Genomic DNA, 24795 nt, shown 5'->3' on the forward strand with positions numbered 1-24795 from the left:
CGCTACAGCGTATCCGCCGGCGGGATGCCGAAGTCGGGCATGCCGTCCTCTCTCCAGGCGACGAGTTTTAGCCGCGTATGACGATTGGGATCATACAGCGGGTCGCCTTCAATCTCGGTGTAATTCCGCGCGTGATATACCAGCACATCTTCCCCCGCCGGCGTTTGGGTAAAACTGTTATGGCCCGGGCCATACTGGCGGTTTTCATAGCTGGTCCGGAACACTGGCTGCGGGGCTTTATGCCAGTTTTCCGGCTGCAGCGGATCGGCCTCCCGGTCGATCCAGAGCAATCCCATGCAGTAGTTTTCATCGGTGGCGCTGGCGGAATAGCTGATGAAAAGCTTATCGCCATGCACCAGCACCGCGGGTCCTTCATTGACCTTAAATCCCCGGCACTCCCAGTCGAACTCCGGCTTGCTTAGCATGACCGGCTCGCCTTTTAGCGTCCACGGGTTGGCCATTTCAGCGAGATACAGGTTTGAGTTGCCCTCGATATGCGGAGATTTTTGCGCCCACAGATACCAGCGTTTGCCCTGATGGATAAAGGTGGTGGCATCGAGGGCGAAGGTATCGAAAGGCGTCACCACCTGGCCTTTTTCCTGCCAGCGGCCGGTCAGCGGATCGCTGTCGGCGCACTCGATAACGAACATGCGATGCTGGAACATGCCCAGCGCATCCAGATCGTGGGTATGGGTGGCGGCAAAATAGATATACCACTTACCGTCTATCTCATGTAGCTCCGGCGCCCAAATCAGCTGGCTCATCGGCCCGCTTTGCGGTGCGCGCCACACCACTACCGGCTCAGCATCGCGCAACCCCTCCAGGGTTGCCGCGCGCCGGATCTCCAGCCGGTCGTATTCCGGCACTGAGGCAATAAAGTAGTAATGATTCAGGTGGCGCAGAATAAAGGGATCTGCGCGTTGCTCAATAAAGGGGTTTGGCCAGTTGTTCATCAGGCTTTCCTTACGTGTTCACTGGTTTTCAGTTCCTGGTATTCATTCAGCTCGCTGTAGTTGCTGCGGCGCTTCTCTAAATCGCTCTGAATCTGGCGCATCAGGGTGCGGTCAACTTTAAGCAGGCGCACCACGCCGGCGGTGATCAGGTAGCCGACGCCGGGGATGACCGAGAACAGCAGCACGATGCCGTTGAGGGCCGAGGCGCTTTGCGCTTTGGCGCCGGCGTCGTAGCCGTACCATGACAGCAGGAATCCGACCATCGCCCCGGCGACCGCCAGGCCGACTTTAAGGAAAAACAGATTGCCGGAGAAGCTAATACCGGTGATGCGCTTGCCGGTTTTCCACTCGCCGTAGTCGTCAACATCGGACATCAGCGACCAGTGCAGCGGGGAGGGGATCTGATGCAGGATATTGAGCAGGAAGTAGAGCACCATAATCAGCGTGGTGGCGTGCGGATTAAAGAAATAGAAGGCGCAGGAGAAGATCGCCAGCACGATGTTGGTCCAGAAGAAGACCTGCAGTTTGCACCAGCGGTCGGTGAGGACTTTTGCCAGCATGCTGCCAATCATCATCCCGACCACGCCGAGGCTGATAAACAGCGTGGCAAAATGGGTGCTTTGCCCCATCACCCAGGTGACGTAGTACATGGTGGCGGCCATGCGGATAAAGCCCGGACAGACGTTGCATAGCGTGAGCAGCAGGATGCGTACCCACTGGTCATTTTTCCATACGTCTTTGAGATCTTTTTTCAGTTCATCATTGGTCTGCACCGCCGGGTGGATGCGTTCGCGCACGGTGGCGAAGCAGAACAGGAACATACACATGCCGATAAAGGCCAGCACGGTCATCGCCATTTGATAGCCTTTCGCTTTATCGGCGCCGCCGAACCAGTCGGCCATGGGCAACAGCGTCAATGACAGCAGCAGCGTGGCGATACCCACCATCACGAAACGATAGGACTGGCAGGCAACACGTTCTTTCGGGTCGGCGGTCATCACCGTTCCCAGCGAGCAGTAGGGTATATTAATCGCGGTATAGGTAATCGACAGCAGAAAGTAGGTGACAAACGCATAGATGACTTTGCTGTTATAGGTCCACTCAGGAGTGGTGAACATCAGCACGCTGAACAGGGCGTAGGGGAAGGCAATCCACAGCAGCCATGGACGAAAGCGGCCATATTTACTGCGGGTGCGGTCGGCGAGGGCGCCCATGATCGGGTCGGTCACCGCATCGATGACGCGCACCGACAGCAGCAGTACGCCCACCAGCGCCGGCGCCAGGCCGAAGATATCGGTATAAAAATAGTTAACAAACAGCATGATGGCGCCAAAGATGATATTGCATCCGGCATCCCCCATCCCATAACCAATCTTTTCTTTTATTGAAAGTCTATTGTCTGCCATGTGCGGTCTCTCCGTTGCAGTATGGAGAGAATTATTGGCTGCTATCGAGAGAATTACGTTGCAGGAACGCGTTGACGATATGGATAAATAAGCTATGGAGGGGAAAGTGTGAAGCAGATAACAATGCTCTGCGCCCGTTATTAAGGGAGGGCGCAGAGCAAAGAGAATTATTGATGAGATGTATTATTGTGCTTTTACGGTGGCGGCGGCTTTCTGTTTAAACAGATAACCCACGCCCAGCACTGCGATCCATACCGGGATCAGCCAAACGGAAATCGCCATCCCCGGGGTCATCAGCATAATGATCAGCACCGCGGCCATAAACAGCAGGCACACCCAGTTACCCAGCGGGTAGAAGAGGGCGGGGAAGCGGGTGGTGACGCCCTGCTGCTGTTTGGCGCGACGGAATTTGATATGCGCGAGGCTGATCATCGCCCAGTTGATCACCAGGGCGGAGACCACCAGCGCCATCAGCAGGCCAAATGCGGATTCCGGCGCCAGGTAGTTGATCAGCACACACAGGGCGGTGACCACGGCGGAGACGAGAATGGTATTGACCGGCACGCCGCGTTTGTCGACGCTGAGCAGCGCTTTCGGCGCGTTCCCCTGCTGGGCAAGGCCGAACAGCATACGGCTGTTGCAGTAGACGCAGCTGTTATACACCGACAGGGCCGCCGTCAACACCACCACGTTGAGGGCGTTTGCCACCAGCGTATCGCCAAGCTCATGGAAAATCAGGACGAACGGGCTGGTGTCCGCGGTCACGCGCGTCCACGGCAGCAGCGAGAGCAGGACCGCCAGCGAACCAACATAGAAGATCAGAATACGGTAGATAACCTGGTTGGTGGCTTTCGGAATGCTTTGCTCCGGGTTATCCGCTTCCGCCGCGGTGATACCCACCAGCTCGAGACCGCCGAAGGAGAACATAATGATCGCCATCATCATCACCAGCCCGGTAAAGCCGTGCGGCAGGAACCCGCCTTGATCCCACAGGTTACGTACCGTCGCCTGCGGGCCGCCGTTGCCGCTGAACAGCAGCCAGCCGCCGAACAAAATCATCGCCACGACGGCGACCACTTTGATAATGGCAAACCAGAACTCCATTTCACCGAACACTTTCACGTTGGTCAGGTTAATGGCGTTGATGGCGATGAAGAAAACCGCCGCTGAGGCCCAGGTCGGGATTTCCGGCCACCAGAACTGGATATATTTGCCGACGGCGGTCAGTTCCGCCATGGCTACCAGGACATACAGCACCCAGTAGTTCCAGCCGGAGGCGAAGCCGGCAAAGCCGCCCCAGTATTTATAAGCAAAGTGGCTAAACGAACCGGCTACCGGCTCTTCCACCACCATTTCGCCCAGCTGACGCATGATCAGAAAGGCGATAAAACCGGCAATCGCGTAACCAAGAATGATACCCGGGCCGGCGGACTGAATGACGGACGCGCTCCCCAGAAACAGGCCGGTGCCGATAGCCCCGCCCAGCGCGATGAGCTGGATATGGCGGTTTTTGAGGCCGCGCTTCAGCCGATCGCCGTGCTGTTGACCTTCCATATGAAACCTCGTGTGTGGTTATTTTTTGTGTACGTCATCCGTCAGGTTGCTGCTTCACTGCTGTCCCTGCCAGAAAGCATAGCCAGCGAAAATTTGGGCGAAGTGGCCCACTTTTTACCTGAGTGATGGCGCGCACATATTGTTGTGTTTGTGTATTTTTCGACTTCCGTTTCTGTATTGTTTTGTTTACGGAAGGCGGTGCAGTAATTCAGAAAAAGGCCTTTCGTCTCAGGGAGAATAGTGGTAAGCGCGCTTGAATGCACCTGCTTTATGAAGGGATGATGACCATGTGTTTAAAAAGACATCAATAGACACATTCAGTATTATTCCGACGCATTGTTCTCATTTGGTTATTTATTCAAATTAACTGCCTTTGTATTCACTTATCTGGTCGTTGAATCGGTTCAGATAGCGTAAGTTTTCGTTTCCATTAAGTTAATGCTACCTCTTTATGAGTAAACGTAACATTTGTGCAAGGTTACATTTCTGAAATGTTATTTCTGTAAGGTTGTTAAAATGTCCGTGGTTTACTGATTTCAATCAAAACCTGTATGGACAGAAGGTGAATACTTTGTTACTTTAGCGCTACGAACTTTAAATTGGTAAGACCAATTGACTCCGGGCTAATGGCAGAGACAGGGAATATGGCCTACAGCAAAATCCGCCAACCAAAATTATCCGATGTGATAGAGCAGCAGCTGGAGTTTCTGATCCTTGAGGGGACCTTGCGCCCCGGTGAAAAACTCCCGCCTGAACGCGAACTGGCTAAACAGTTCGACGTTTCCCGCCCCTCGCTGCGTGAGGCGATTCAACGCCTCGAAGCCAAGGGCCTGTTGCTTCGTCGTCAGGGAGGTGGAACGTTTGTACAGAGCCGCCTGTGGCAGAGCTTCAGCGATCCGCTGGTCGAGCTGCTGTCCGATCACCCTGAATCCCAATTCGATCTGCTTGAGACCCGTCACGCGCTGGAAGGCATTGCGGCCTATTACGCGGCGCTGCGCAGCAATGATGAAGATCGCGACCGTATCCGCGAGCTGCATCAGGCTATTGAGCGGGCTCAGCAGTCGGGCGATCTGGACGCCGAGTCCGGCGCCGTCGTCCAGTACCAAATCGCCGTCACCGAGGCGGCACACAATGTGGTTTTGCTCCATCTGCTAAGGTGTATGGAGCCGATGCTGGCGCAAAACGTGCGTCAGAACTTTGAATTGCTGTATGCCCGCCGGGAAATGCTCCCGTTGGTCAGCAACCATCGCACTCGCATTTTCGAGGCGATAATGGCCGGGGAGCCGGAGCAGGCGCGTGAGGCGTCGCACCGTCACCTGGCGTTCATTGAGGAAATTTTGCTGGACCGTAGCCGTGAGCAGAGTCGTAGAGAACGCTCGCTGCGTCGTTTACAGCAACGAAAGGACGAGAACTCCGGTTCTTAAGCGCCATTTTTAGAGCGCGGCAACTAAACGCAGAACCTGTCTTATTGAATTTTTGGTTGTTCAAAGGTGAAGAACGAAGAGTTCAATGGGACAGGTTCCAGATTAATCAACGATTAGATAGATAAGGAATACCCCCCATGTCAGAACGTTTACCAAATGACGTGGATCCGATCGAAACTCGCGACTGGCTACAGGCGATCGAATCGGTCATCCGTGAAGAAGGTGTTGAGCGCGCTCAGTATCTTATTGACCAACTCCTTTCTGAAGCCCGCAAAGGCGGGGTGAAAGTGGCTGCTGGCGCATCGACCGGCGGTTACGTAAACACTATTGCCGTTGAAGATGAACCGGAATATCCGGGTAATCTGGATCTGGAACGTCGTATCCGTTCTGCGATCCGCTGGAACGCCATCATGACCGTTCTGCGCGCATCGAAAAAAGATCTCGAACTGGGCGGCCACATGGCTTCTTTCCAGTCTTCCGCAACCTTCTACGAAGTGTGCTTCAACCACTTCTTCCGCGCACGCAATGAGCAGGATGGCGGCGACCTGGTGTACTTCCAGGGTCACATCTCTCCGGGCGTTTATGCGCGTGCTTTCCTGGAAGGTCGTCTGACTGAAGAGCAGATGAACAACTTCCGTCAGGAAGTTCACGGTAAAGGTCTGTCCTCTTATCCGCACCCGAAACTGATGCCGGAATTCTGGCAGTTCCCGACCGTTTCTATGGGCCTGGGCCCAATCGGGGCGATTTATCAGGCTAAATTCCTGAAATATCTGGAACACCGTGGTCTGAAAGACACCTCCAAACAAACCGTTTACGCGTTCCTGGGCGACGGTGAGATGGACGAGCCGGAATCTAAAGGCGCGATCACCATCGCGACCCGTGAGAAGCTGGACAACCTGGTCTTCGTTATCAACTGTAACCTGCAGCGTCTTGATGGTCCGGTCACCGGTAACGGCAAAATCATTAACGAACTGGAAGGCATCTTCGCGGGCGCTGGCTGGAACGTTATCAAGGTTATCTGGGGCGGTCGTTGGGATGAGCTGCTGCGTAAAGACACCAGCGGTAAGCTGATTCAGCTGATGGAAGAAACCGTTGACGGTGACTACCAGACCTTCAAATCCAAAGACGGCGCTTATGTGCGCGAGCACTTCTTCGGTAAATATCCGGAGACCGCCGCGCTGGTTGCCGACTGGACTGACGAGCAGATTTGGGCTCTGAACCGCGGCGGCCACGATCCGAAGAAAGTTTACGCTGCACTGAAGAAAGCGCAGGAAACCAAAGGCAAAGCGACCGTCATCCTCGCCCATACCATCAAAGGTTACGGCATGGGTGATACTGCTGAAGGTAAGAACATCGCTCACCAGGTTAAGAAAATGAACATGGACGGCGTTCGCTACGTCCGCGATCGTTTCAACGTGCCGGTTGCCGATGCCGATCTGGAAAAACTGCCGTACGTAACCTTCCCGGAAGGTTCCGAAGAGCACACCTATCTGCACGCTCAGCGTCAGAAACTGCACGGCTATCTGCCGAGCCGTCAGCCGAACTTCACTGAGAAGCTGGAGCTGCCGACGCTGGAAGATTTCCGCCCGCTGCTGGAAGAGCAGAATAAAGAGATCTCTACCACTATCGCGTTCGTTCGTGCCCTGAACGTGATGCTGAAGAACAAATCCATCAAAGACCGCCTCGTGCCGATCATCGCCGACGAAGCGCGTACTTTCGGTATGGAAGGTCTGTTCCGTCAGATCGGTATCTACAGCCCGAACGGTCAGCAGTACACCCCGCAGGACCGTGAGCAGGTTGCTTACTACAAAGAAGACGAAAAAGGCCAGATCCTGCAGGAAGGGATCAACGAGCTGGGCGCAGGCGCATCCTGGCTGGCTGCGGCGACCTCTTACAGCACCAACAACCTGCCGATGATCCCGTTCTACATCTACTACTCGATGTTCGGGTTCCAGCGTATCGGCGACCTGTGCTGGCAGGCAGGCGACCAGCAGGCTCGCGGCTTCCTGATCGGTGGTACTTCCGGTCGTACGACGCTGAACGGCGAAGGTCTGCAGCACGAAGATGGCCACAGCCATATTCAGTCTCTGACTATCCCGAACTGTATCTCTTACGATCCGTCCTACGCCTACGAAGTGGCGGTCATCATGCATGACGGCCTGGAGCGTATGTACGGTGAGAAACAAGAGAACGTTTACTACTACATCACGACCCTGAACGAAAACTACCACATGCCGGCGATGCCGGAAGGCGCCGAGGAAGGTATCCGTAAAGGTATCTACAAACTCGAAACCATCGAAGGTAGCAAAGGTAAAGTTCAGCTGCTGGGCTCCGGTTCTATCCTGCGTCACGTCCGTGAAGCAGCGCAGATCCTGGCGAAAGACTACGGCGTGGGCTCTGACGTGTACAGCGTCACCTCCTTCACCGAACTGGCGCGTGATGGCCAGGATTGCGAACGCTGGAACATGCTGCACCCGCTGGAAACCCCGCGCGTGCCGTACATCGCTCAGGTGATGAACGACGCTCCGGCTGTGGCATCCACTGACTATATGAAACTGTTCGCCGAGCAGGTTCGTACTTACGTACCGGCTGACGATTACCGCGTACTGGGTACCGATGGCTTCGGTCGTTCCGACAGCCGTGAAAACCTGCGTCACCACTTCGAAGTTGATGCTTCCTATGTGGTCGTTGCAGCGCTGGGCGAACTGGCTAAACGTGGTGAAATCGATAAGAAAGTGGTCGCTGATGCTATCGCGAAATTCGACATCGATGCAGAAAAAGTTAACCCGCGTCTGGCGTAAGAGGTAAAAGAATAATGGCTATCGAAATCAAAGTACCGGACATCGGGGCTGATGAAGTTGAAATCACCGAGATCCTGGTCAAACCTGGCGACAAAGTAGAAGCTGAACAGTCGCTGATCACCGTAGAAGGCGATAAAGCCTCGATGGAAGTCCCGTCTCCGCAGGCTGGCGTCGTGAAAGAGATTAAAGTCTCCGTCGGCGACAAAACCGAGACTGGCAAACTGATTATGATTTTCGATTCCGCCGAGGGTGCAGCAGCCGCTGCACCTGCGCAGGAAGAGAAGAAAGAAGCCGCTCCGGCCGCTGCTGCGCCAGCCGCCGCCGCGGCAGCGAAAGAAGTGCACGTCCCGGATATCGGCGGCGATGAAGTTGAAGTCACCGAGATCATGGTTAAAGTGGGCGACACCATCGCCGCTGAGCAATCCCTGATCACCGTAGAAGGCGATAAGGCCTCTATGGAAGTACCGGCGCCGTTCGCGGGTACCGTGAAAGAGATCAAAATCAACACCGGCGATAAAGTATCCACCGGCTCCCTGATCATGATCTTCGAAGTCGCGGGCGCTGCGCCTGCGGCCGCTCCGGCACAGGCTGCCGCTCCGGCTGCCGCGGCACCGGCTGCTGCTGCCGGCGCGAAAGACGTTAACGTCCCGGACATCGGCGGCGACGAAGTTGAAGTCACCGAAGTGATGGTGAAAGTCGGCGATAAAGTGGCTGCAGAGCAGTCCCTGATCACCGTCGAAGGCGACAAAGCGTCTATGGAAGTGCCGGCGCCGTTCGCGGGCACCGTCAAAGAGATCAAAATCAGCACCGGCGATAAAGTCAAAACCGGCTCCCTGATCATGGTCTTCGAAGTGGAAGGCGCTGCGCCTGCCGCCGCTCCGGCTCAGGCTGCTGCACCGGCACCGGCTGCTGCACCGGCTCAGGCTGCTAAGCCTGCCGCGGCGCCGGCTGCGAAAGCAGAAGGCAAAACCGAATTCGCTGAAAACGATGCTTACGTTCACGCGACTCCGCTGATTCGCCGCCTGGCGCGCGAGTTCGGCGTTAACCTGGCGAAAGTGAAAGGCACCGGCCGTAAAGGTCGTATCCTGCGCGAAGACGTTCAGGCCTACGTGAAAGAAGCCGTTAAACGCGCTGAATCCGCACCGGCGGCTGCCGCTGGCGGCGGTATCCCGGGCATGCTGCCATGGCCGAAGGTTGACTTCAGCAAGTTCGGCGAAATCGAAGAAGTGGAGCTGGGCCGTATCCAGAAAATCTCTGGTGCTAACCTGAGCCGTAACTGGGTCATGATCCCGCACGTTACCCACTTCGATAAAACCGATATCACCGATCTGGAAGCGTTCCGTAAGCAGCAGAACGCCGAAGCTGAGAAGCGTAAACTGGACGTGAAATTCACCCCGGTTGTCTTCATCATGAAAGCCGTGGCCGCTGCGCTTGAGCAGATGCCGCGCTTCAACAGCTCGCTCTCCGAAGATGGTCAGCGCCTGACGCTGAAGAAATACATCAACATCGGTGTGGCGGTTGATACCCCGAACGGTCTGGTGGTTCCGGTCTTTAAAGACGTGAACAAGAAGAGCATCACCGAGCTGTCTCGCGAACTGACCACCATCTCGAAGAAAGCGCGCGATGGCAAACTGACGGCGGGCGAAATGCAGGGCGGTTGCTTCACCATCTCCAGCATCGGCGGCCTGGGTACGACCCACTTCGCGCCGATTGTTAACGCGCCGGAAGTGGCCATCCTCGGCGTGTCTAAGTCCGCGATGGAGCCGGTATGGAATGGTAAAGAGTTCGTGCCGCGTCTGATGCTGCCGATCTCTCTGTCCTTCGACCACCGCGTGATCGACGGTGCTGATGGTGCCCGCTTCATTACCATCATCAACAACACCCTGAGCGACATTCGCCGCCTGGTGATGTAATCGAAAAAGCCGGCCTGACGGCCGGCTTTTTTCTGATAACCTCAGGCTGTTTGGGATTATCAGCAACAAAGGACAAAATCGTTTGCCGTTTGTTGTTTAAAAATTGTTAACAATTTTGTAAAATACACGCGGATAGAACGTCCCGGTGGACTTGGGCGTAAGAATAATAGCGTCAGACCCGCCGGATATAAATTACAGAGGTCATGATGAGTACTGAAATCAAAACTCAGGTCGTGGTACTTGGGGCAGGTCCTGCAGGCTACTCTGCAGCTTTCCGTTGCGCTGATTTAGGTCTGGAAACCGTCATCGTAGAACGTTACAGCACCCTCGGTGGGGTGTGCCTGAACGTGGGTTGTATCCCTTCTAAAGCGCTGCTGCACGTGGCAAAAGTTATCGAAGAAGCGAAAGCGCTGGCCGAACACGGCATCGTTTTCGGCGAACCGAAAACTGATATTGACAAGATCCGCACCTGGAAAGAAAAAGTCATCACTCAGCTGACCGGTGGTCTGGCTGGCATGGCCAAAGGGCGTAAAGTGAAGGTGGTTAACGGTCTGGGTAAATTCACCGGCGCTAACACCCTGGAAGTGGAAGGCGAAAACGGCAAAACCGTGATCAACTTCGACAACGCCATCATCGCGGCGGGTTCCCGTCCGATTCAACTGCCATTTATCCCGCATGAAGATCCGCGCGTATGGGACTCCACCGACGCCCTGGAGCTGAAATCCGTACCGAAACGCATGCTGGTCATGGGCGGCGGTATCATCGGTCTGGAAATGGGTACCGTATACCATGCGCTGGGTTCAGAGATTGACGTGGTTGAAATGTTCGACCAGGTTATCCCGGCGGCCGATAAAGACGTGGTGAAAGTCTTCACTAAACGCATCAGCAAGAAATTCAACCTGATGCTGGAAACCAAAGTGACTGCCGTTGAAGCGAAAGAAGACGGTATTTACGTTTCCATGGAAGGCAAAAAAGCGCCGGCGGAAGCACAGCGTTACGACGCCGTACTGGTGGCTATCGGTCGCGTACCGAACGGCAAAAACCTCGACGCAGGCAAAGCGGGCGTGGAAGTGGACGATCGTGGCTTCATCCGCGTTGACAAACAAATGCGCACCAACGTGCCGCACATCTTTGCTATCGGCGATATCGTCGGTCAGCCGATGCTGGCGCACAAAGGCGTACATGAAGGTCACGTTGCCGCAGAAGTTATCTCCGGCCTGAAACACTACTTCGATCCGAAAGTGATCCCGTCCATCGCCTACACCGAGCCAGAAGTGGCATGGGTCGGCCTGACGGAGAAAGAAGCGAAAGAGAAAGGCATCAGCTACGAAACCGCCACCTTCCCGTGGGCGGCTTCCGGCCGTGCTATCGCTTCCGACTGCGCAGACGGTATGACCAAACTGATCTTCGACAAAGAGACCCACCGTGTTATCGGCGGCGCGATTGTCGGCACCAACGGCGGCGAGCTGCTGGGTGAGATCGGCCTGGCTATCGAAATGGGCTGCGACGCTGAAGACATCGCGCTGACTATCCACGCTCACCCGACTCTGCACGAGTCTGTTGGCCTGGCGGCAGAAGTCTTCGAAGGCAGCATCACCGACCTGCCGAACGCCAAAGCGAAGAAAAAGTAACTTTTTCTTTCAGGCAAAAAGCATAAGCGGCTCCCGGAGCCGCTTTTTTTATGCCTGATGTTTACAACTATGTCGCTATTCATAAACCGCTACACCTCATACATACTTTGTAAATAGTCACTCGGTAAACTTATAGGTAGTTAACGATATCGATGAGGTGTGTGATGAAACGCTTTTTAACCACTGCGCTGGTCGCAGCAACGTGCTTATCCGGTGTAGCCTGCGCGGCTGACGCCACGATTCCGTGGGCGGATAACAGCGGCGGCACGGAAACGACCCATATCGCGGCGATGGGCCAGGATCTGAATGCCCAGCATCAGCAGGTGACGAAGACCAGTGAAGGGGTATGGGCGGCGAATTCCGGCAGCATCAGCGCTGACGAAGCGGCATTGTCCAGTACGAAACCAGCCTTTGCCGGCGATCCGTCTCTGATGCCCCACCAGGGCTAAGTGAATGAAAACGCCCGGTTGCGTATTCGTAACCGGGCGTTTTTTTATGGATTGACCACCTGCCAGCCGGCGTCAGCGTCGGGGGCAAAGCGCGTTATCGCCTGGGCCTTTGCCGCGCTCTCTTCACCGAGATTGGCCTGATAAACCGTATCGTGCTGATCGATCATAAAGCTCATCACGCCGGTTTCCCCCCACGCCACTGGCCACGCCAGCAAGGCGACGCTCTGCTCATCTCTACCGGTGATAATGCGGAAGCGGTAGCCATGGTAGCCGCTGCCGGGTACCGTCGGGCTAAAGGCGGGCCCAAGCGGGCTTGGCGCTTCGCCCGGTGAGGTGGGCCAGTACAGACCATCTTTTTTGCCTTCACTACTGATGATTTTCTGCGCCCAGCGGTGGTTCAGTTGATAGTAATCCTGCTGGGCGTCAACGTAGGCGTGCATGGCGGCTATCGCCGACAGTTCATTACGGCCAATAGCGCGGGTAAGGATCTCCTCTTCGCCAGCGGCCATATCAAAGCGCCAGCCCTGGGATGATTTGACGATGGGGACGGGCAGACGCCATGCTTCGCTACCAACGTCGAGCCAGGCATTATCACCCTGCTGCACAATCACATGTTTCACCTGCCAGTCGCGCTGGAAGCGGTCGACGGCAGTGGGGTCGATCCCGTCGGGGGGTAAAAAATGCTGCCAGTTATCGCCAAGCACCTCGCTCAGCGCCGCGTCATTTTGCTGGCCGATCGCCTCGGCCAGCGCGCTCGCGGCCTGCTCGGGGGTGGCATATTGCTGCTGGGCGAAGGCGGCAAGTGGTGAAAGCATTAACGTGAACAGGGCAATAGGTAATGGGTTTCTCATTCTGCTCATCCTCAGCGGCGGCGTAGTTCATGGTGTTCAGAAAGACGCTCTCTGGCGCCGTCGCGCTGCTCGCGGTTTACGCTGGAAAACTGACGACTCTGTCGTCCCCGTTCCTGCTGAGCTTGCCAGGAGGGGGCGCGGCTTTCGTTGCCGCTAAGGGCGCTGGCGCGCAGATGATTGACCGTCTGCTGACGCTGGGCGGGCGTGGCGGAATGGAGTTGCTGCCGGCGCTGTTGCTGCTGCGGTGTAGCATTCTGTTCGTGGTTCTTAATGGTTTCCCTACGCTGCTGTTGCTGCGGCGTCGGGTTTTTCAACTGCGCTTTCGCCGCATCTCGACGCTGCTGGGTTGATGTCGGCGCGCTGTCGTAACCGCGGTAGTTGCTGCGCTGGGTGGCTTGTTTCAACTGCGCCGAGGCCGCCTGACGCTGGGCATCGCGCGAGGGGGTGTTTGCCGCCAGGTTGCCTGCCGTGGCGGTCGACGCGCTGCGCTGCTGAAGCTGGGTCATTGCCGCCTGGCGCTGCGCCTCACGATCGACCGGCGCATGCTGGGTCGCGCTCAGTCCGCCGGATACGTTGGTCTGATGAAAGCGCTGGGCGACGGTATTATCGGGGTATGGCACGTGACCGCGATAGGCGGGATTGTGCTGCCAGTTTACGTGGTCGCCCGGCAGGTTTTGTCCGGTAATGCGGTTAAAATTATTCACATTGATATTGATGTTATCGCCATTATGCGAGTAATCCCCGCGGTGGTAGTCGTCATCGTGATGGTGGTAGTCATCATCATCATCCCAGTCGATGCTGCTGAACAGCGCCCAGGTGGTCGCCACGCCCAGGCTGTAACCGAAGCCTTTCACGAAGCTATCGGTAAACTGCTCCCCGGGAGGGGGCGGCAGATAGACCGGAGGATAGGCGCTGTTCGGCCAGGTACCATAGACGGTGGAGGGGTTGTAGTTGGGAACATAGACCACCTGCGGGTCGGTCGGTTCTATTTTTATGACCTGGGTCGGCGCAGGCGCCGCCGCGGTAGTGCTTGACGTTGATACGGTGCTACTTTTCGAAGTGGTGGCCGGCACAGGCGCCGCTGTGGCGACAATCACTTTTTGCTGCGGCGTGGATTTCAGCGTCCCTGTCTCCTGGGCGATGGCACGCAGGCGCTGCACCGCGTCCATCACATCATGCGGCTGGGCCAAAAACGCATTACCCAGATTTTCCACCCAGGGCGGATTCTCGCCCATCATCGCCAGCAGGGCAGGGAAAGCGACAAGCGATTTGACGCTGGGATCCCACGGCTGGCTGGCAACAGCCTGAACGGCGGGATCCCCTTTCATGGTGGGGTTATCCTGGGACCACTGCACCGCCTGCATGACGTTGTCCGGGTAGGTGGAAGCCATCAGCACCTGAGACAGCAGACTGTCCGGGTAGAGCGCGATGGGGGCAACCCACTGGTCAATCTGCGCCTGGGTGTAGGTGGCGGCCACCGGCTGCGCGGCGGCGGGTGCGGCTGGCGTTGGCGCTGGCTGCGCCGTCAGCTGAGTGACCGTCTCTGGAGTACGGCTTTGCACATAGAGTGTTCCCGCCGCCGCGAGTAAGCCAGCGCTACAGAGCAGGGCGATAATATGGGGTTTGAACGGCAGTGACATAGAAGCTCCTGACCCAAAAAGTAACCCATCTCGCTAAAGTATCGGCGAAAACGGCGCGTTTGCTGAGTATAAGTAAGCGGTATGGCTTTTTATTGATGATTGTTGGGATCGGCCCATGGCGTTGTACGCGGAAAGGAATTTTTGTCGCGGGATTTGAACAGAAAGCCTGCAATATCCTGCCCTTAACGATTCAGCTAAATTTTAATGTTGCTTTTTTGTAAACAGATTAACACCTTTCAAAAATCCTGCTATGCTGCCGACGCGGTATCGGGCATTTACCCTACAAACTGCTGTCTCACAGGAGCGTGAAGAAAATCGCCCAGCCACTAAATCCTTCAAGATGCGTCAAGGCGGCAAACTGCCAATACCGAAGCAGATTGATTGAAGAGGTGTAGGCCGCATTATGACAATGAGAAGCGAGGAGAACCGTCGTGCTAGAAGAATACCGTAAGCACGTAGCTGAGCGTGCCGCCATGGGGATTGTTGCCAAACCCTTAGATGCAACCCAAATGGCTGCGCTGGTAGAACTGCTGAAAAACCCGCCTGCGGGCGAAGAAGAATTCCTGTTAGACCTGCTGATTAACCGTGTACCGCCGGGCGTCGACGAAGCTGCCTATGTTAAAGCTGGATTCCTTGCCGCGATCGCCAAAGGCGAAACGACCTCCCCCCTGGTTACCCCTGAAAAAGCCGTTGAACTGCTGGGCACCATGCAGGGCGGTTACAATATCCACCCGCTGATCGATGCCCTGGACGACGCGAAACTGGCGCCGATTGCCGCGAAAGCGCTGTCCCATACTCTGCTGATGTTCGATAACTTCTACGACGTGGAAGAGAAAGCGAAAGCGGGTAACGAGCACGCTAAACAGGTTATGCAATCCTGGGCCGACGCTGAGTGGTTCCTGAACCGCCCGCAGCTGGCAGAGAAAATCACCGTTACCGTTTTCAAGGTCACTGGCGAAACGAACACCGATGACCTGTCTCCGGCGCCGGATGCCTGGTCGCGTCCGGATATCCCGCTGCACGCCCTGGCGATGCTGAAAAACGCCCGCGAAGGCATTGAACCGGATCAGCCGGGCGTGGTTGGCCCGATCAAACAGATCGAAGCCCTGCAGCAGAAAGGCTACCCGCTGGCCTACGTCGGCGATGTGGTCGGGACCGGCTCTTCACGTAAATCGGCCACCAACTCGGTGCTGTGGTTTATGGGCGACGATATCCCGAACGTGCCGAACAAGCGCGGCGGCGGCCTGTGCCTGGGCGGCAAAATCGCGCCAATCTTCTTCAACACCATGGAAGATGCGGGCGCGCTGCCTATCGAAGTGGATGTGTCAAACCTGAACATGGGCGACGTCATCGACGTTTACCCGTTCAAAGGCGAAGTGCGTAATCACGAGACCAACGAACTGCTGGCCAGCTTCGAGCTGAAAACCGATGTGCTGATCGACGAAGTCCGTGCCGGCGGCCGTATCCCGCTGATCATCGGTCGCGGCCTGACCACCAAAGCCCGTGAAGCGCTGGGTCTGCCGCACAGCGATGTCTTCCGTCAGGCGAAAGACGTGGCGGAAAGCACCCGCGGCTTCTCTCTGGCGCAGAAAATGGTTGGCCGCGCCTGCGGCGTTGCCGGTATCCGCCCGGGCGCCTACTGCGAGCCGAAAATGACCTCCGTCGGTTCTCAGGACACCACCGGTCCAATGACCCGTGATGAACTGAAAGACCTGGCGTGCCTGGGCTTCTCCGCTGACCTGGTGATGCAGTCCTTCTGCCACACTGCGGCCTATCCGAAGCCGGTTGACGTCACCACGCATCATACTCTGCCGGACTTCATTATGAACCGCGGCGGCGTCTCGCTGCGTCCGGGCGATGGCGTGATCCACTCCTGGCTGAACCGCATGCTGCTGCCGGATACCGTGGGCACCGGCGGCGACTCCCACACCCGTTTCCCCATCGGTATCTCCTTCCCGGCGGGCTCTGGTCTGGTGGCCTTCGCCGCCGCGACCGGCGTGATGCCGCTGGATATGCCGGAATCGGTGCTGGTGCGTTTCAAAGGTAAAATGCAGCCGGGCATTACGCTGCGCGACCTGGTCCACGCGATCCCGCTGTACGCCATCAAGCAGGGCCTGCTGACCGTTGAGAAGAAAGGTAAGAAAAACATCTTCTCTGGCCGCATCCTTGAGATTGAAGGTCTGCCGGATCTGAAAGTGGAGCAGGCGTTCGAGCTGACCGATGCCTCCGCTGAACGTTCTGCTGCAGGTTGCACCATCAAGCTGAACAAAGAGCCGATCGTTGAGTATCTGAACTCCAACATCGTCCTGCTGAAGTGGATGATCGCCGAAGGCTACGGCGACCGCCGTACCCTGGAGCGTCGTATCCAGGGCATGGAGAAATGGCTGGCGGATCCGCAACTGCTGGAAGCCGATGCTGACGCGGAATACGCGGCAGTGATCGACATCGATCTTGCGGATATCAAAGAGCCGATTCTGTGCGCGCCGAACGATCCGGACGATGCCCGCCTGCTGTCTGACGTACAGGGCGAGAAAATCGACGAAGTGTTCATCGGCTCCTGCATGACCAACATCGGCCACTTCCGTGCCGCCGGTAAGCTGCTGGACAGCCACAAAGGCCAGTTGCCGACTCGCCTGTGGGTGGCGCCGCCAACCCGTATGGATGCCGCGCAGCTGACCGAAGAAGGTTACTACAGCGTATTTGGTAAGAGCGGGGCGCGTATCGAAATCCCTGGCTGTTCCCTGTGTATGGGTAACCAGGCGCGCGTCGCCGACGGTGCGACGGTGGTTTCCACCTCTACCCGTAACTTCCCGAACCGTTTAGGTACCGGCGCTAACGTCTATCTGGCCTCTGCCGAGCTGGCAGCGGTGGCTTCTCTGCTCGGTAAACTGCCGACGCCGGAAGAGTACCAGACCTTCGTGGCGCAGGTGGATAAGACAGCGGAAGATACCTATCGCTATCTGAACTTCAACCAGCTGGATCAGTACACTGAAAAAGCTGACGGCGTGATCTTCCAGACCGCGGTGTAAAACTATCCGGTCAGCCCGGCTGACCGTTTGGCTACAAACTCCCCAATGCCCGGTGAACATTGCATCACCGGGCATTTTTATTTCCAAACCTCCTGCCTGTTACGCTTTTTTTCTTTCGGTCTGCTGCGATAATTACTCCATGGGTACAGTGCAGCGGTGACGCATTGCCCTTGCAGAGGAAAAGACGATGGACTACGAATTTCTGCGCGATATTACCGGAGTGGTAAAGGTGCGAATGTCGATGGATCACGAGGCGATTGGCCACTGGTTCAACGAGGAGGTGAAAGACAATCTTGCTCTGCTTGACGAAGTGGAGCAGGCTGCGCGCACCGTGAAAGGCAGTGAACGTTCCTGGCAGCGTGCCGGACATGAATATACGCTGTGGCTGGATGGCGAAGAGGTGATGATCCGCGCCAATCAGCTGGAATTTTCCGGCGACGAAATCGAGGAGGGGATGAGCTACTACGACGAAGAAAGCCTCTCTCTGTGTGGTGTTGAGGATTTCCTGCAGGTGGTTGCCGCCTATCGTGAGTTTATGCAGCAGCGTTGATGACTCGTTTTGCGCCGGGCTGCGGAAAACCGTAGCCCGGCTAAGCGTCGCGTGCGCAGGGCACATCTCCGGTCGCGACGAGTACCTTTCCCCGCTTCCCGCCGGCGCAGAACCCAGGCCCGGCGCGCAAAATCGCCGCCGGGCATTTGAGGCATTACACGGCAGGAATATTGCGGCCGTAGTAAATCTCGCGCATCTCTTTCCACAGCAGGTCGGTAATGACCTTGCGCTCTTCAGCGGTCAACTCTTCCGGTCGGGTATGGAACATGTAATGCTTAAGGTCGAACTCCTTAAGCAACATTTTGGTATGGAAGATATTTTCCTGATAAACGTTGACGTCGACCATGTCATACAGCGACTTCATATCGTCAGACATAAAGTTCTGAATTGAGTTGATTTCATGATCGATAAAATGCTTCATCCCATTAATGTCGCGGGTAAAGCCGCGCACGCGGTAGTCAATGGTCACAATGTCCGATTCCAGTTGATGGATCAGATAGTTCAGCGCTTTGAGCGGTGAAATAACCCCGCAGGTAGAGACTTCGATATCGGCGCGGAAGGTGCACAGGCCGCCTTCCGGGTGGCTCTCCGGATAGGTATGCACGCAGATATGGCTTTTATCGAGATGGGCGACCACGGTTTCAGGCAGCGGGCCGGGGTGTTCGGTCTGGTCGATAAGCCGCGGGTCGACGGGCTCTTCGCTTACCAGAATGGTCACGCTGGCGCCCTGGGGTTCATAATCCTGGCGGGCGATATTCAGGATATTAGCGCCAATAATAGAGCAGGTTTCGCTCAGGATCTCTGTCAGGCGATTGGCATTATAAAGTTCGTCGATATAGGCGATGTAGCCGTCGCGCTCTTCTGCCGTTTTGGCGTAACAGATATCGTAGATACAAAAACTCAGGCTTTTGGTCAGGTTGTTAAAGCCGTGCAGCTTCAATTTTTTCAATTTAGTTCACCCCCTTATTTCGCTTCACGGTGCGGACAGAGCATCATGCAGATATTGTGGTAAGGCGAAGGCCGCCGTATGGATTGCCGGATTGTAGTAACGGCAGGTCAGGTTGGCTTTGTGAAAGCGCGCCTGAATGATTTCGCTGGAAAGATGGCGCAGCGCCTCGTTGTCGCTCGCCCAGGCAAAGGTCATTATCCCGCCGTAATAGGTCGGAATCGCCGCCTGGTAGAAGCTGACGTCGCGAAAATAGTGGCTCAGTTTGCGATGGCTACCGACCGCTTCATCCTGCTGCAGGAAGCAGACGCCGTTCTGCGCAACGAAAATCCCTCCCGGATTCAGGCAGCGTTTGCAGCCTTCATAAAAAGCCGAGGTGAAGAGGCTTTCCCCCGGGCCAATAGGGTCGGTACAGTCCGAAATGATCACATCAAACGTTTGCGTCGTCTGGTTAACAAAATTGACGCCATCATCAATCACCAGCGTAAAGCGCGGATCGTCATAGGCGCCGGCGCTATGGTTGGGCAGGTACTGGCGGCAGAATGAGACCACCCCGGCGTCGATTTCCACCATGGTGATGCTTTCGATGCTGCGATGACGAGAGACTTCGCGCAGCATCGCGCCATCGCCGCCGCCGATGATCAGGACATGCTTGGCGTTGCCGTGAGCCAGCAGCGGCACGTGGGTCATCATTTCGTGATAGATAAACTCATCGCGTTCGGTGGTTTGCACGACGCCATCCAGCGCCATCACCCGGCCAAAGGCGCGGTTGTCAAAGATGATCAGATCCTGATGATCGGTTTTTTCGTGGTACAGCACGTTATCAACGCTAAAGTACTGACCAAAATGGTCATGCAGCGTTTCATGCCACAGTGGATTATCGGCCACGGTGAGGCTCCTCCTTCGTTAACATCTGTTACACCCGTAAAACGAGTGCAACATCATAGACAACTATAGATGAGGATGCACGGCGGTTATTGCAGCAATGCGGCAGGAATAACAGCACCGCCCGGAGAGGGCGGTGGGGAGACAGGGCTATTTTGCCGGCGCGGGTTGGCTATCCACTATCCGCACGGAATAGACCATGGTCGCGCCTGGGGGGATCTTCGGTGGCAACCCTTTACTGCCATAGGCTTTGTCGGGCGGGACGACCAGCGTCACGGAGCCGTGGTTCTGCAGGCGCTTCAGCGGCCCGCGAAATACCGGGGGATAGGCATCCAGTTTCTGGGTAAGCGCCTGATCTTTCGTCTCCATATCATTGATCACCGTTCCGTCCGTCAGCATCTCTTTGATCACCACGGTCACCAGATCGTTGCCGCTAATTTTTCCTTTACCCGGGTAATCGATACGGCTGTAGACGCCCTCTTTGAAGACCACACCTTTTTTGCGCGCAAACGCCTGCTGGTATTTCTGACCGGCGCTGATGTTTTTCTGCTCGATTTTATTCAGGTTCTGGAAAACCTGCTGTGAAATGTCAAACAGCGCTTTGTTACGCGCCTGTTCGCCGAGGCGAAGCTGGCCGCTGAAAGCATCTTCGATGCCCTGCAGCACCAGGCCTGCGTCGACGTTAACTCCCTGAGTGCGACGAGTCGTGAGGACGTTAAGCGCCTCTGTACCCATCGAGGCGCCGATGGCGTAAGCCTGCTGTTCACCTGGCGCGCTGAGTTTGGCGGCGGTTTTGCCGGTGGTATTTCTCGGCGGGACCGTCAGCTGCGTCCGCAGCAGCTGGATTTCATCCTCTTTCATCCGCAGCTGGGCGTTATCTTTGTCCGCCTGCAGGCGATAGGCCGCCACTATGGCCGCCATCTCGGGGGGCTCATCTTTTGCCGCCACGGCGGCATCGGCGCGGCTCGATGGCGCTTTCTCCGCCGCGGCGAGCCGGTTAGCCAGCGACTGCTTATCGGCGTTAAGGGCTTTGATCTGGTCGAGGGCGGTCTGCTTCTCTTTTTCCGCCGCCGCCAGCCGGTTGACCAACGGCTGTTTGTCGGTGTTAAGGGCTTTGATCTGGTCGAGGGCGGTCTGCTTCTCTTTTTCCGCCGCCGCCAGCCGGTTGACCAACGGCTGTTTGTCGGCGTTAAGGGCTTTGATCTGGTTGAGGGCGGTCTGCTTCTCTTTTTCCGTCGCCGCCAGCCGGTTAGCCAGAGACTGCTTATCGGCGTTAAGGGTTTTGACCTGGTCGAGGGCGGTCTGCTTCTCTTTTTCCGTCGCCGCCAGCCGGTTGACCAGCGGCTGTTTGTCGGCGTTAAGGGTTTTGACCTGGTCGAGAGCGGTCTGCTGCGCCTTCTCTGCCGCGGCGAGCCGGTTAGCCAGCGTCTGCTTATCTGTATTCAGAGCGGTGAGGCTGGCGCTGAGCCGTTTATTTTCAGCTGCGGCTTGCTGAAGCTGTGACGTTAATTGTTGGATCTGCTTCAGCGCGGCGGCCTGACTTTGCTGCAGAGTCGTATTCTGGACTGCGCCTTCTTTTTTAATTAACGCCTCATTTTTCGCGGTGGCGGCGGTTAAGGCGATCTGTAATTCTTTTATTTTGTTATTTAAGGCCGCTTGCTCATTCGCGATGGAGGTTTCTGTGGCCGGAGTGTTAGCAAGCTGTTTTTTTAATTGCTGAATAGTTTTATTTTTTTGCTCAATCGTCGCCTGCTGGCTGACGATTCTTTTTTGCAATTGTGCGGTATTGGGCGTCTTTTTTTTATTATCCGCAGGTTGACGATCGCCTGACGTTTGCTTTGCGGTTGCAGCATCGCTTTTTTCATGCGCCTGGGTTTGCTGCTGGGCGTAGTCAAGAAACGCCGGCGCGGCGCCGGCGAAGAAAGGTGTTGAAAGCGCCAGCGCCGCGACGAGCATCAGCAGGGGCGCGTTGAGGGTCAGCGTGGCGGCTCTGTTCATGGCTGCTTGCTTTCACCCCGCTGTACCAGGCTATCGATTAGCGTTTTCTGAATATCGGCGCACAATTTGATGGATTTAAACTGATACATGGAGTCAATGCCAAGCCGGGTGGGATCCGCCACTTTCTCGCGCACGCTGTTGTATTGTGACGCCGCACGCACTAAGGCATTGAAGTCATTGCTGAGTTTGGTTGCCTGCTGTGGGTTAACCTCTTTTAGCGAGTCCAGCGCCTGTCGGCAGGATTCAATGCGCGCTTGTTCGCTGGCCGCTCGCTCCTGCTCTGCCTGCTGCTGCGACGTTAGCGGGGTGGTGAGCGGTTTTACCTGCTGGCGAGAGGCGGTATTGCTACAGCCGGCTAATAACATAGCGGCAAGTGGAATAATACGAAGAGTCAGCGAGATATTCACAATTTCAGTCCATGAAGTAGATATATTTTCAACGGATTCTAAAAGGCTGCTTTTTATTTTGCAATATATCGTTAGGGATATTTTATTGTTTTTATCTGCCAGGGCTGTTAGTACGGGTTTAATTTATTTATTGGCTTGATGTATTGCGAGGTAGATAAAATTTATTTTGTATAAAATAATAATGGTAAATATTAAAGGCGGGTGAGTCGGGGAAAAGCGCGGCGCGTTGACGCCCGCGCGGGAAATTATTTGACGTAAGCCAGCAGGCTAAGTGAATCGCGGGCCAGCGCTTTACATTTTTTCGCCGTCGGAAGGTTAATGCCGCTGAGATCGCGATAGCTGTCTTCGCCAAGCGCTTTCATGTTGTAGCTGTCGTAGTTGCTCAGGTCCCATTGGTTCTGCTGGGCAAAGAACACCAGGGCGCGACGGATCTGCGTGTTGGGCAGGTTCTGGTAGCCACAGTCGTTTTTCAGAAACACAAAAACCGCGGTTAAATCAGCCATGTCTTCCGCTTCTGATTCGCTGAGCGCGTAGCTGTTGGCGGAGAGAGTAAGCAGGCTGCCGAGTACCATTGTTCTGAAAAGCGTCTTCATTTTTTCTACCGTTAGATCACCGACGCTTCAAATTAGCATACTTCTTTACACAGCGCCGATCTTTATTCTTACTCTTCTGCTTGACCTTCCCGTTACGGTAGGGTTTAAGCTCAAATATTCGCCCGCAGAATAAAAGGATGTGAATATGCAACGTCGAGACTTCCTCAAACTGACCGCCGCGGTCAGCATGGCCAGCGCGTTACCGCTTTGGAGCCGTGCGGTCTTTGCGGCCAGTCGCCCGGCCCTGCCGGTACCGCCGCTGTTGACGGCTGATGCGCGCAACCGTATCGCGCTGACCATCCAGGCGGGCAAAACGCAGTTTGGCGCTTTGAACGCCACCACCTGGGGGTATAACGGCTCGCTACTGGGTCCCGCGCTGCAGCTGACGCAGGGGAAGGCTATCACGGTGGACATTACCAACCAGCTGGCAGAGGAGACGACGCTGCACTGGCATGGTCTGGAGGTACCGGGCGAGGTCGACGGAGGACCACAGGGGGTCATCGCCCCGGGCGCCACTCGGACGGTGAGCTTCACGCCAACGCAGCGGGCGGCCACCTGCTGGTTTCACCCGCATCAGCACGGGACCACCGGTCGGCAGGTGGCGATGGGGCTGGCGGGGCTGGTGCTGATCGAGGATGAAGAGAGCGGACGCCTGCTGTTGCCGAAGCAGTGGGGAATCGATGATGTACCGGTGATTGTGCAGGACAAGAAGTTTACCGCCGCTGGCGAAATTGATTATCAGCTGGATGTGATGAGCGCTGCCGTCGGCTGGTTTGGCGATACGCTGCTGACCAATGGCGCTCTCTATCCTGAACATGCCGCCCCGCGCGGCTGGCTACGTCTGCGCTTGCTGAACGGCTGTAATGCCCGTTCCCTCAATTTTGCGGCCAGCGATAAGCGCCCGCTGTACGTGGTGGCCAGCGACGGCGGTCTGCTGGCAGAGCCGGTGAAGGTCAATGAATTGCCGGTCTTGATGGGGGAGCGTTTTGAGGTGCTGGTGGACACCAGCGACGGCAAACCTTTTGATCTGGTGACCCTGCCGGTGGGTCAGATGGGCATGGCCATTGCGCCTTTTGATAAACCACAGCCGGTACTGCGCGTCCAGCCGCTGGTCATTCCTGCCTCCGGCAAGCTGCTGGATACCCTGGCCGCTATGCCGGCGCTACCTTCTCTGACGGGGCTGACGCAGCGTCAGCTCCAGCTGTCGATGGATCCGATGCTCGACAGGATGGGCATGCAGGCGCTGATGGAGAAATATGGCGATCAGGCGATGGCAGGAATGGATCACGGCATGATGGGGCACGGCGGGATGGGCGACATGGGGAATATGCACCACGGCGACATGAGCAACATGAACCACGGGTCCGGCATGGATCATGGCATGTCGTCGGGCAAGGGATTTGATTTCCATAACGCCAACCGCATCAACGGCAAAGCCTTCGACATGAATGTGCCGATGTTCGCCGCCGCCAGAGGCCAGTATGAGCGCTGGGTGATTTCGGGTAAGGGCGACATGATGCTGCATCCGTTCCATATCCACGGCACCCAGTTCCGCATCCTGAGCGAAAACGGCAAGCCGCCAGCGGCGCATCGTCGCGGCTGGAAAGACACCGTGCGTGTGGAAGGGGACGTGAGTGAAGTATTAGTGAAGTTTGATCATCCGGCGCCGAAGGAGTTTGCCTATATGGCCCACTGCCACCTGCTGGAACATGAAGACACCGGGATGATGTTGGGGTTCACGGTTTAGGGCGGTATAGCCCAGGCG

General features: G+C 56.2%; 18 protein-coding genes. 8 read left to right on the forward strand and 10 right to left on the reverse strand.

Annotated features, from left to right (window positions below; all coding sequences use genetic code 11):
* Positions 1-2: 2 nt before the first annotated feature.
* From ACOI7D_RS16160 to aroP, 3 genes are all read right to left on the reverse strand, one after another.
* Positions 3-953, reverse strand: coding sequence for a family 43 glycosylhydrolase (locus tag ACOI7D_RS16160; protein ID WP_048296696.1), 951 nt, complete (start codon positions 951-953; stop codon positions 3-5).
* Positions 953-2359 (reverse strand): glycoside-pentoside-hexuronide (GPH):cation symporter, encoded by a 1407-nt coding sequence (locus tag ACOI7D_RS16165; protein WP_017901173.1) that lies wholly within the window; start codon positions 2357-2359, stop codon positions 953-955. The genes ACOI7D_RS16160 and ACOI7D_RS16165 overlap by 1 nt, the downstream gene beginning before the upstream one ends.
* 183 nt (positions 2360-2542) lie before the next feature.
* Positions 2543-3913 carry an aromatic amino acid transporter AroP gene (gene aroP, locus ACOI7D_RS16170; RefSeq protein ID WP_023291995.1) on the reverse strand — a complete coding sequence of 457 codons (1371 nt, stop codon included), beginning with the start codon at positions 3911-3913 and terminating at the stop codon, positions 2543-2545.
* Positions 3914-4557: 644 nt separating this feature from the next.
* On the opposite strand from aroP, the gene pdhR reads away from it, so the two are divergent.
* The 5 genes from pdhR (at position 4558) to ACOI7D_RS16195 (ending at position 12131) form a co-directional block, all read left to right on the forward strand.
* A complete protein-coding gene (gene pdhR / locus ACOI7D_RS16175; protein WP_002888699.1) occupies positions 4558-5337 on the forward strand; it encodes a pyruvate dehydrogenase complex transcriptional repressor PdhR in 780 nt (259 codons plus the stop codon).
* A 137-nt stretch (positions 5338-5474) separates the two neighbouring features.
* A complete protein-coding gene (gene aceE, locus ACOI7D_RS16180) occupies positions 5475-8138 on the forward strand; it encodes a pyruvate dehydrogenase (acetyl-transferring), homodimeric type (protein ID WP_023291996.1) in 2664 nt (887 codons plus the stop codon).
* A 14-nt stretch (positions 8139-8152) separates the two neighbouring features.
* Complete coding sequence (gene aceF / locus ACOI7D_RS16185) at positions 8153-10051, forward strand: pyruvate dehydrogenase complex dihydrolipoyllysine-residue acetyltransferase (protein WP_032453848.1); 1899 nt, start codon at positions 8153-8155, stop codon at positions 10049-10051.
* Positions 10052-10257: 206 nt separating this feature from the next.
* Positions 10258-11682 carry a dihydrolipoyl dehydrogenase gene (gene lpdA / locus ACOI7D_RS16190; protein ID WP_002888731.1) on the forward strand — a complete coding sequence of 475 codons (1425 nt, stop codon included), beginning with the start codon at positions 10258-10260 and terminating at the stop codon, positions 11680-11682.
* A 164-nt stretch (positions 11683-11846) separates the two neighbouring features.
* Positions 11847-12131, forward strand: a complete 285-nt coding sequence (locus ACOI7D_RS16195) for a hypothetical protein (RefSeq protein ID WP_023291998.1) — start codon at positions 11847-11849, stop codon at positions 12129-12131.
* 44 nt (positions 12132-12175) lie between these two features.
* Here ACOI7D_RS16195 and ACOI7D_RS16200 read toward each other — a convergent pair whose 3' ends face one another.
* Complete coding sequence (locus ACOI7D_RS16200) at positions 12176-12982, reverse strand: DUF2950 family protein (protein WP_032453849.1); 807 nt, start codon at positions 12980-12982, stop codon at positions 12176-12178.
* An 11-nt stretch (positions 12983-12993) separates the two neighbouring features.
* Positions 12994-14622 (reverse strand): DUF3300 domain-containing protein, encoded by a 1629-nt coding sequence (locus tag ACOI7D_RS16205; RefSeq protein ID WP_109546650.1) that lies wholly within the window; start codon positions 14620-14622, stop codon positions 12994-12996.
* Positions 14623-15053: 431 nt separating this feature from the next.
* Between ACOI7D_RS16205 and acnB the strand changes: the two genes are divergently transcribed.
* Positions 15054-17651 carry a bifunctional aconitate hydratase 2/2-methylisocitrate dehydratase gene (gene acnB, locus ACOI7D_RS16210; RefSeq protein WP_004204372.1) on the forward strand — a complete coding sequence of 866 codons (2598 nt, stop codon included), beginning with the start codon at positions 15054-15056 and terminating at the stop codon, positions 17649-17651.
* 187 nt (positions 17652-17838) lie between these two features.
* Entirely contained in the window at positions 17839-18201 is a 363-nt protein-coding gene (gene yacL / locus ACOI7D_RS16215; protein ID WP_004204373.1) for a protein YacL, read from the forward strand.
* 154 nt (positions 18202-18355) lie between these two features.
* Here the strand turns inward: yacL and speD are convergent, their stop codons facing one another.
* The 5 genes from speD to ACOI7D_RS16240 form a co-directional block, all read right to left on the reverse strand.
* Positions 18356-19150 (reverse strand): adenosylmethionine decarboxylase, encoded by a 795-nt coding sequence (gene speD, locus ACOI7D_RS16220; RefSeq protein ID WP_004204375.1) that lies wholly within the window; start codon positions 19148-19150, stop codon positions 18356-18358.
* A gap of 24 nt (positions 19151-19174) precedes the next feature.
* Positions 19175-20035: a polyamine aminopropyltransferase gene (speE, locus tag ACOI7D_RS16225; protein ID WP_004204376.1), complete on the reverse strand. Its 861-nt coding sequence runs from the start codon at positions 20033-20035 to the stop codon at positions 19175-19177.
* A 147-nt stretch (positions 20036-20182) separates the two neighbouring features.
* The gene (locus ACOI7D_RS16230) at positions 20183-21373 is read right to left on the reverse strand and encodes an FKBP-type peptidyl-prolyl cis-trans isomerase N-terminal domain-containing protein (protein WP_162543140.1); all 1191 of its coding nucleotides are present in this window, start codon (positions 21371-21373) and stop codon (positions 20183-20185) included.
* 653 nt (positions 21374-22026) lie between these two features.
* Positions 22027-22437 carry a hypothetical protein gene (locus ACOI7D_RS16235; RefSeq protein WP_004204380.1) on the reverse strand — a complete coding sequence of 137 codons (411 nt, stop codon included), beginning with the start codon at positions 22435-22437 and terminating at the stop codon, positions 22027-22029.
* A gap of 245 nt (positions 22438-22682) precedes the next feature.
* Positions 22683-23030 carry a YacC family pilotin-like protein gene (locus ACOI7D_RS16240; RefSeq protein WP_004204381.1) on the reverse strand — a complete coding sequence of 116 codons (348 nt, stop codon included), beginning with the start codon at positions 23028-23030 and terminating at the stop codon, positions 22683-22685.
* A gap of 145 nt (positions 23031-23175) precedes the next feature.
* Between ACOI7D_RS16240 and cueO the strand changes: the two genes are divergently transcribed.
* Complete coding sequence (gene cueO / locus ACOI7D_RS16245) at positions 23176-24777, forward strand: multicopper oxidase CueO (protein WP_060591159.1); 1602 nt, start codon at positions 23176-23178, stop codon at positions 24775-24777.
* The last annotated feature ends 18 nt before the right edge of the window (positions 24778-24795 follow it).

Source organism: Klebsiella sp. C360 (genome assembly GCF_048822415.1).
GTDB classification, from domain to species: Bacteria; Pseudomonadota; Gammaproteobacteria; order Enterobacterales; family Enterobacteriaceae; genus Klebsiella; species Klebsiella quasipneumoniae.

Bases quoted from the DNA above. Each gene is read 5' to 3' on its own strand.
- pdhR (WP_002888699.1), top strand. From the start codon at position 4,558: ATGGCCTACAGCAAAATCCGCCAACCAAAATTATCCGATGTGATAGAG.
- ACOI7D_RS16195 (WP_023291998.1), top strand. From the start codon at position 11,847: ATGAAACGCTTTTTAACCACTGCGCTGGTCGCAGCAACGTGCTTATCC.
- ACOI7D_RS16160 (WP_048296696.1), bottom strand. From the start codon at position 953: ATGAACAACTGGCCAAACCCCTTTATTGAGCAACGCGCAGATCCCTTT.
- lpdA (WP_002888731.1), top strand. From the start codon at position 10,258: ATGAGTACTGAAATCAAAACTCAGGTCGTGGTACTTGGGGCAGGTCCT.
- cueO (WP_060591159.1), top strand. From the start codon at position 23,176: ATGCAACGTCGAGACTTCCTCAAACTGACCGCCGCGGTCAGCATGGCC.
- ACOI7D_RS16165 (WP_017901173.1), bottom strand. From the start codon at position 2,359: ATGGCAGACAATAGACTTTCAATAAAAGAAAAGATTGGTTATGGGATG.
- yacL (WP_004204373.1), top strand. From the start codon at position 17,839: ATGGACTACGAATTTCTGCGCGATATTACCGGAGTGGTAAAGGTGCGA.
- aceE (WP_023291996.1), top strand. From the start codon at position 5,475: ATGTCAGAACGTTTACCAAATGACGTGGATCCGATCGAAACTCGCGAC.
- ACOI7D_RS16205 (WP_109546650.1), bottom strand. From the start codon at position 14,622: ATGTCACTGCCGTTCAAACCCCATATTATCGCCCTGCTCTGTAGCGCT.
- aroP (WP_023291995.1), bottom strand. From the start codon at position 3,913: ATGGAAGGTCAACAGCACGGCGATCGGCTGAAGCGCGGCCTCAAAAAC.
- ACOI7D_RS16240 (WP_004204381.1), bottom strand. From the start codon at position 23,030: ATGAAGACGCTTTTCAGAACAATGGTACTCGGCAGCCTGCTTACTCTC.
- aceF (WP_032453848.1), top strand. From the start codon at position 8,153: ATGGCTATCGAAATCAAAGTACCGGACATCGGGGCTGATGAAGTTGAA.
- ACOI7D_RS16200 (WP_032453849.1), bottom strand. From the start codon at position 12,982: ATGAGAAACCCATTACCTATTGCCCTGTTCACGTTAATGCTTTCACCA.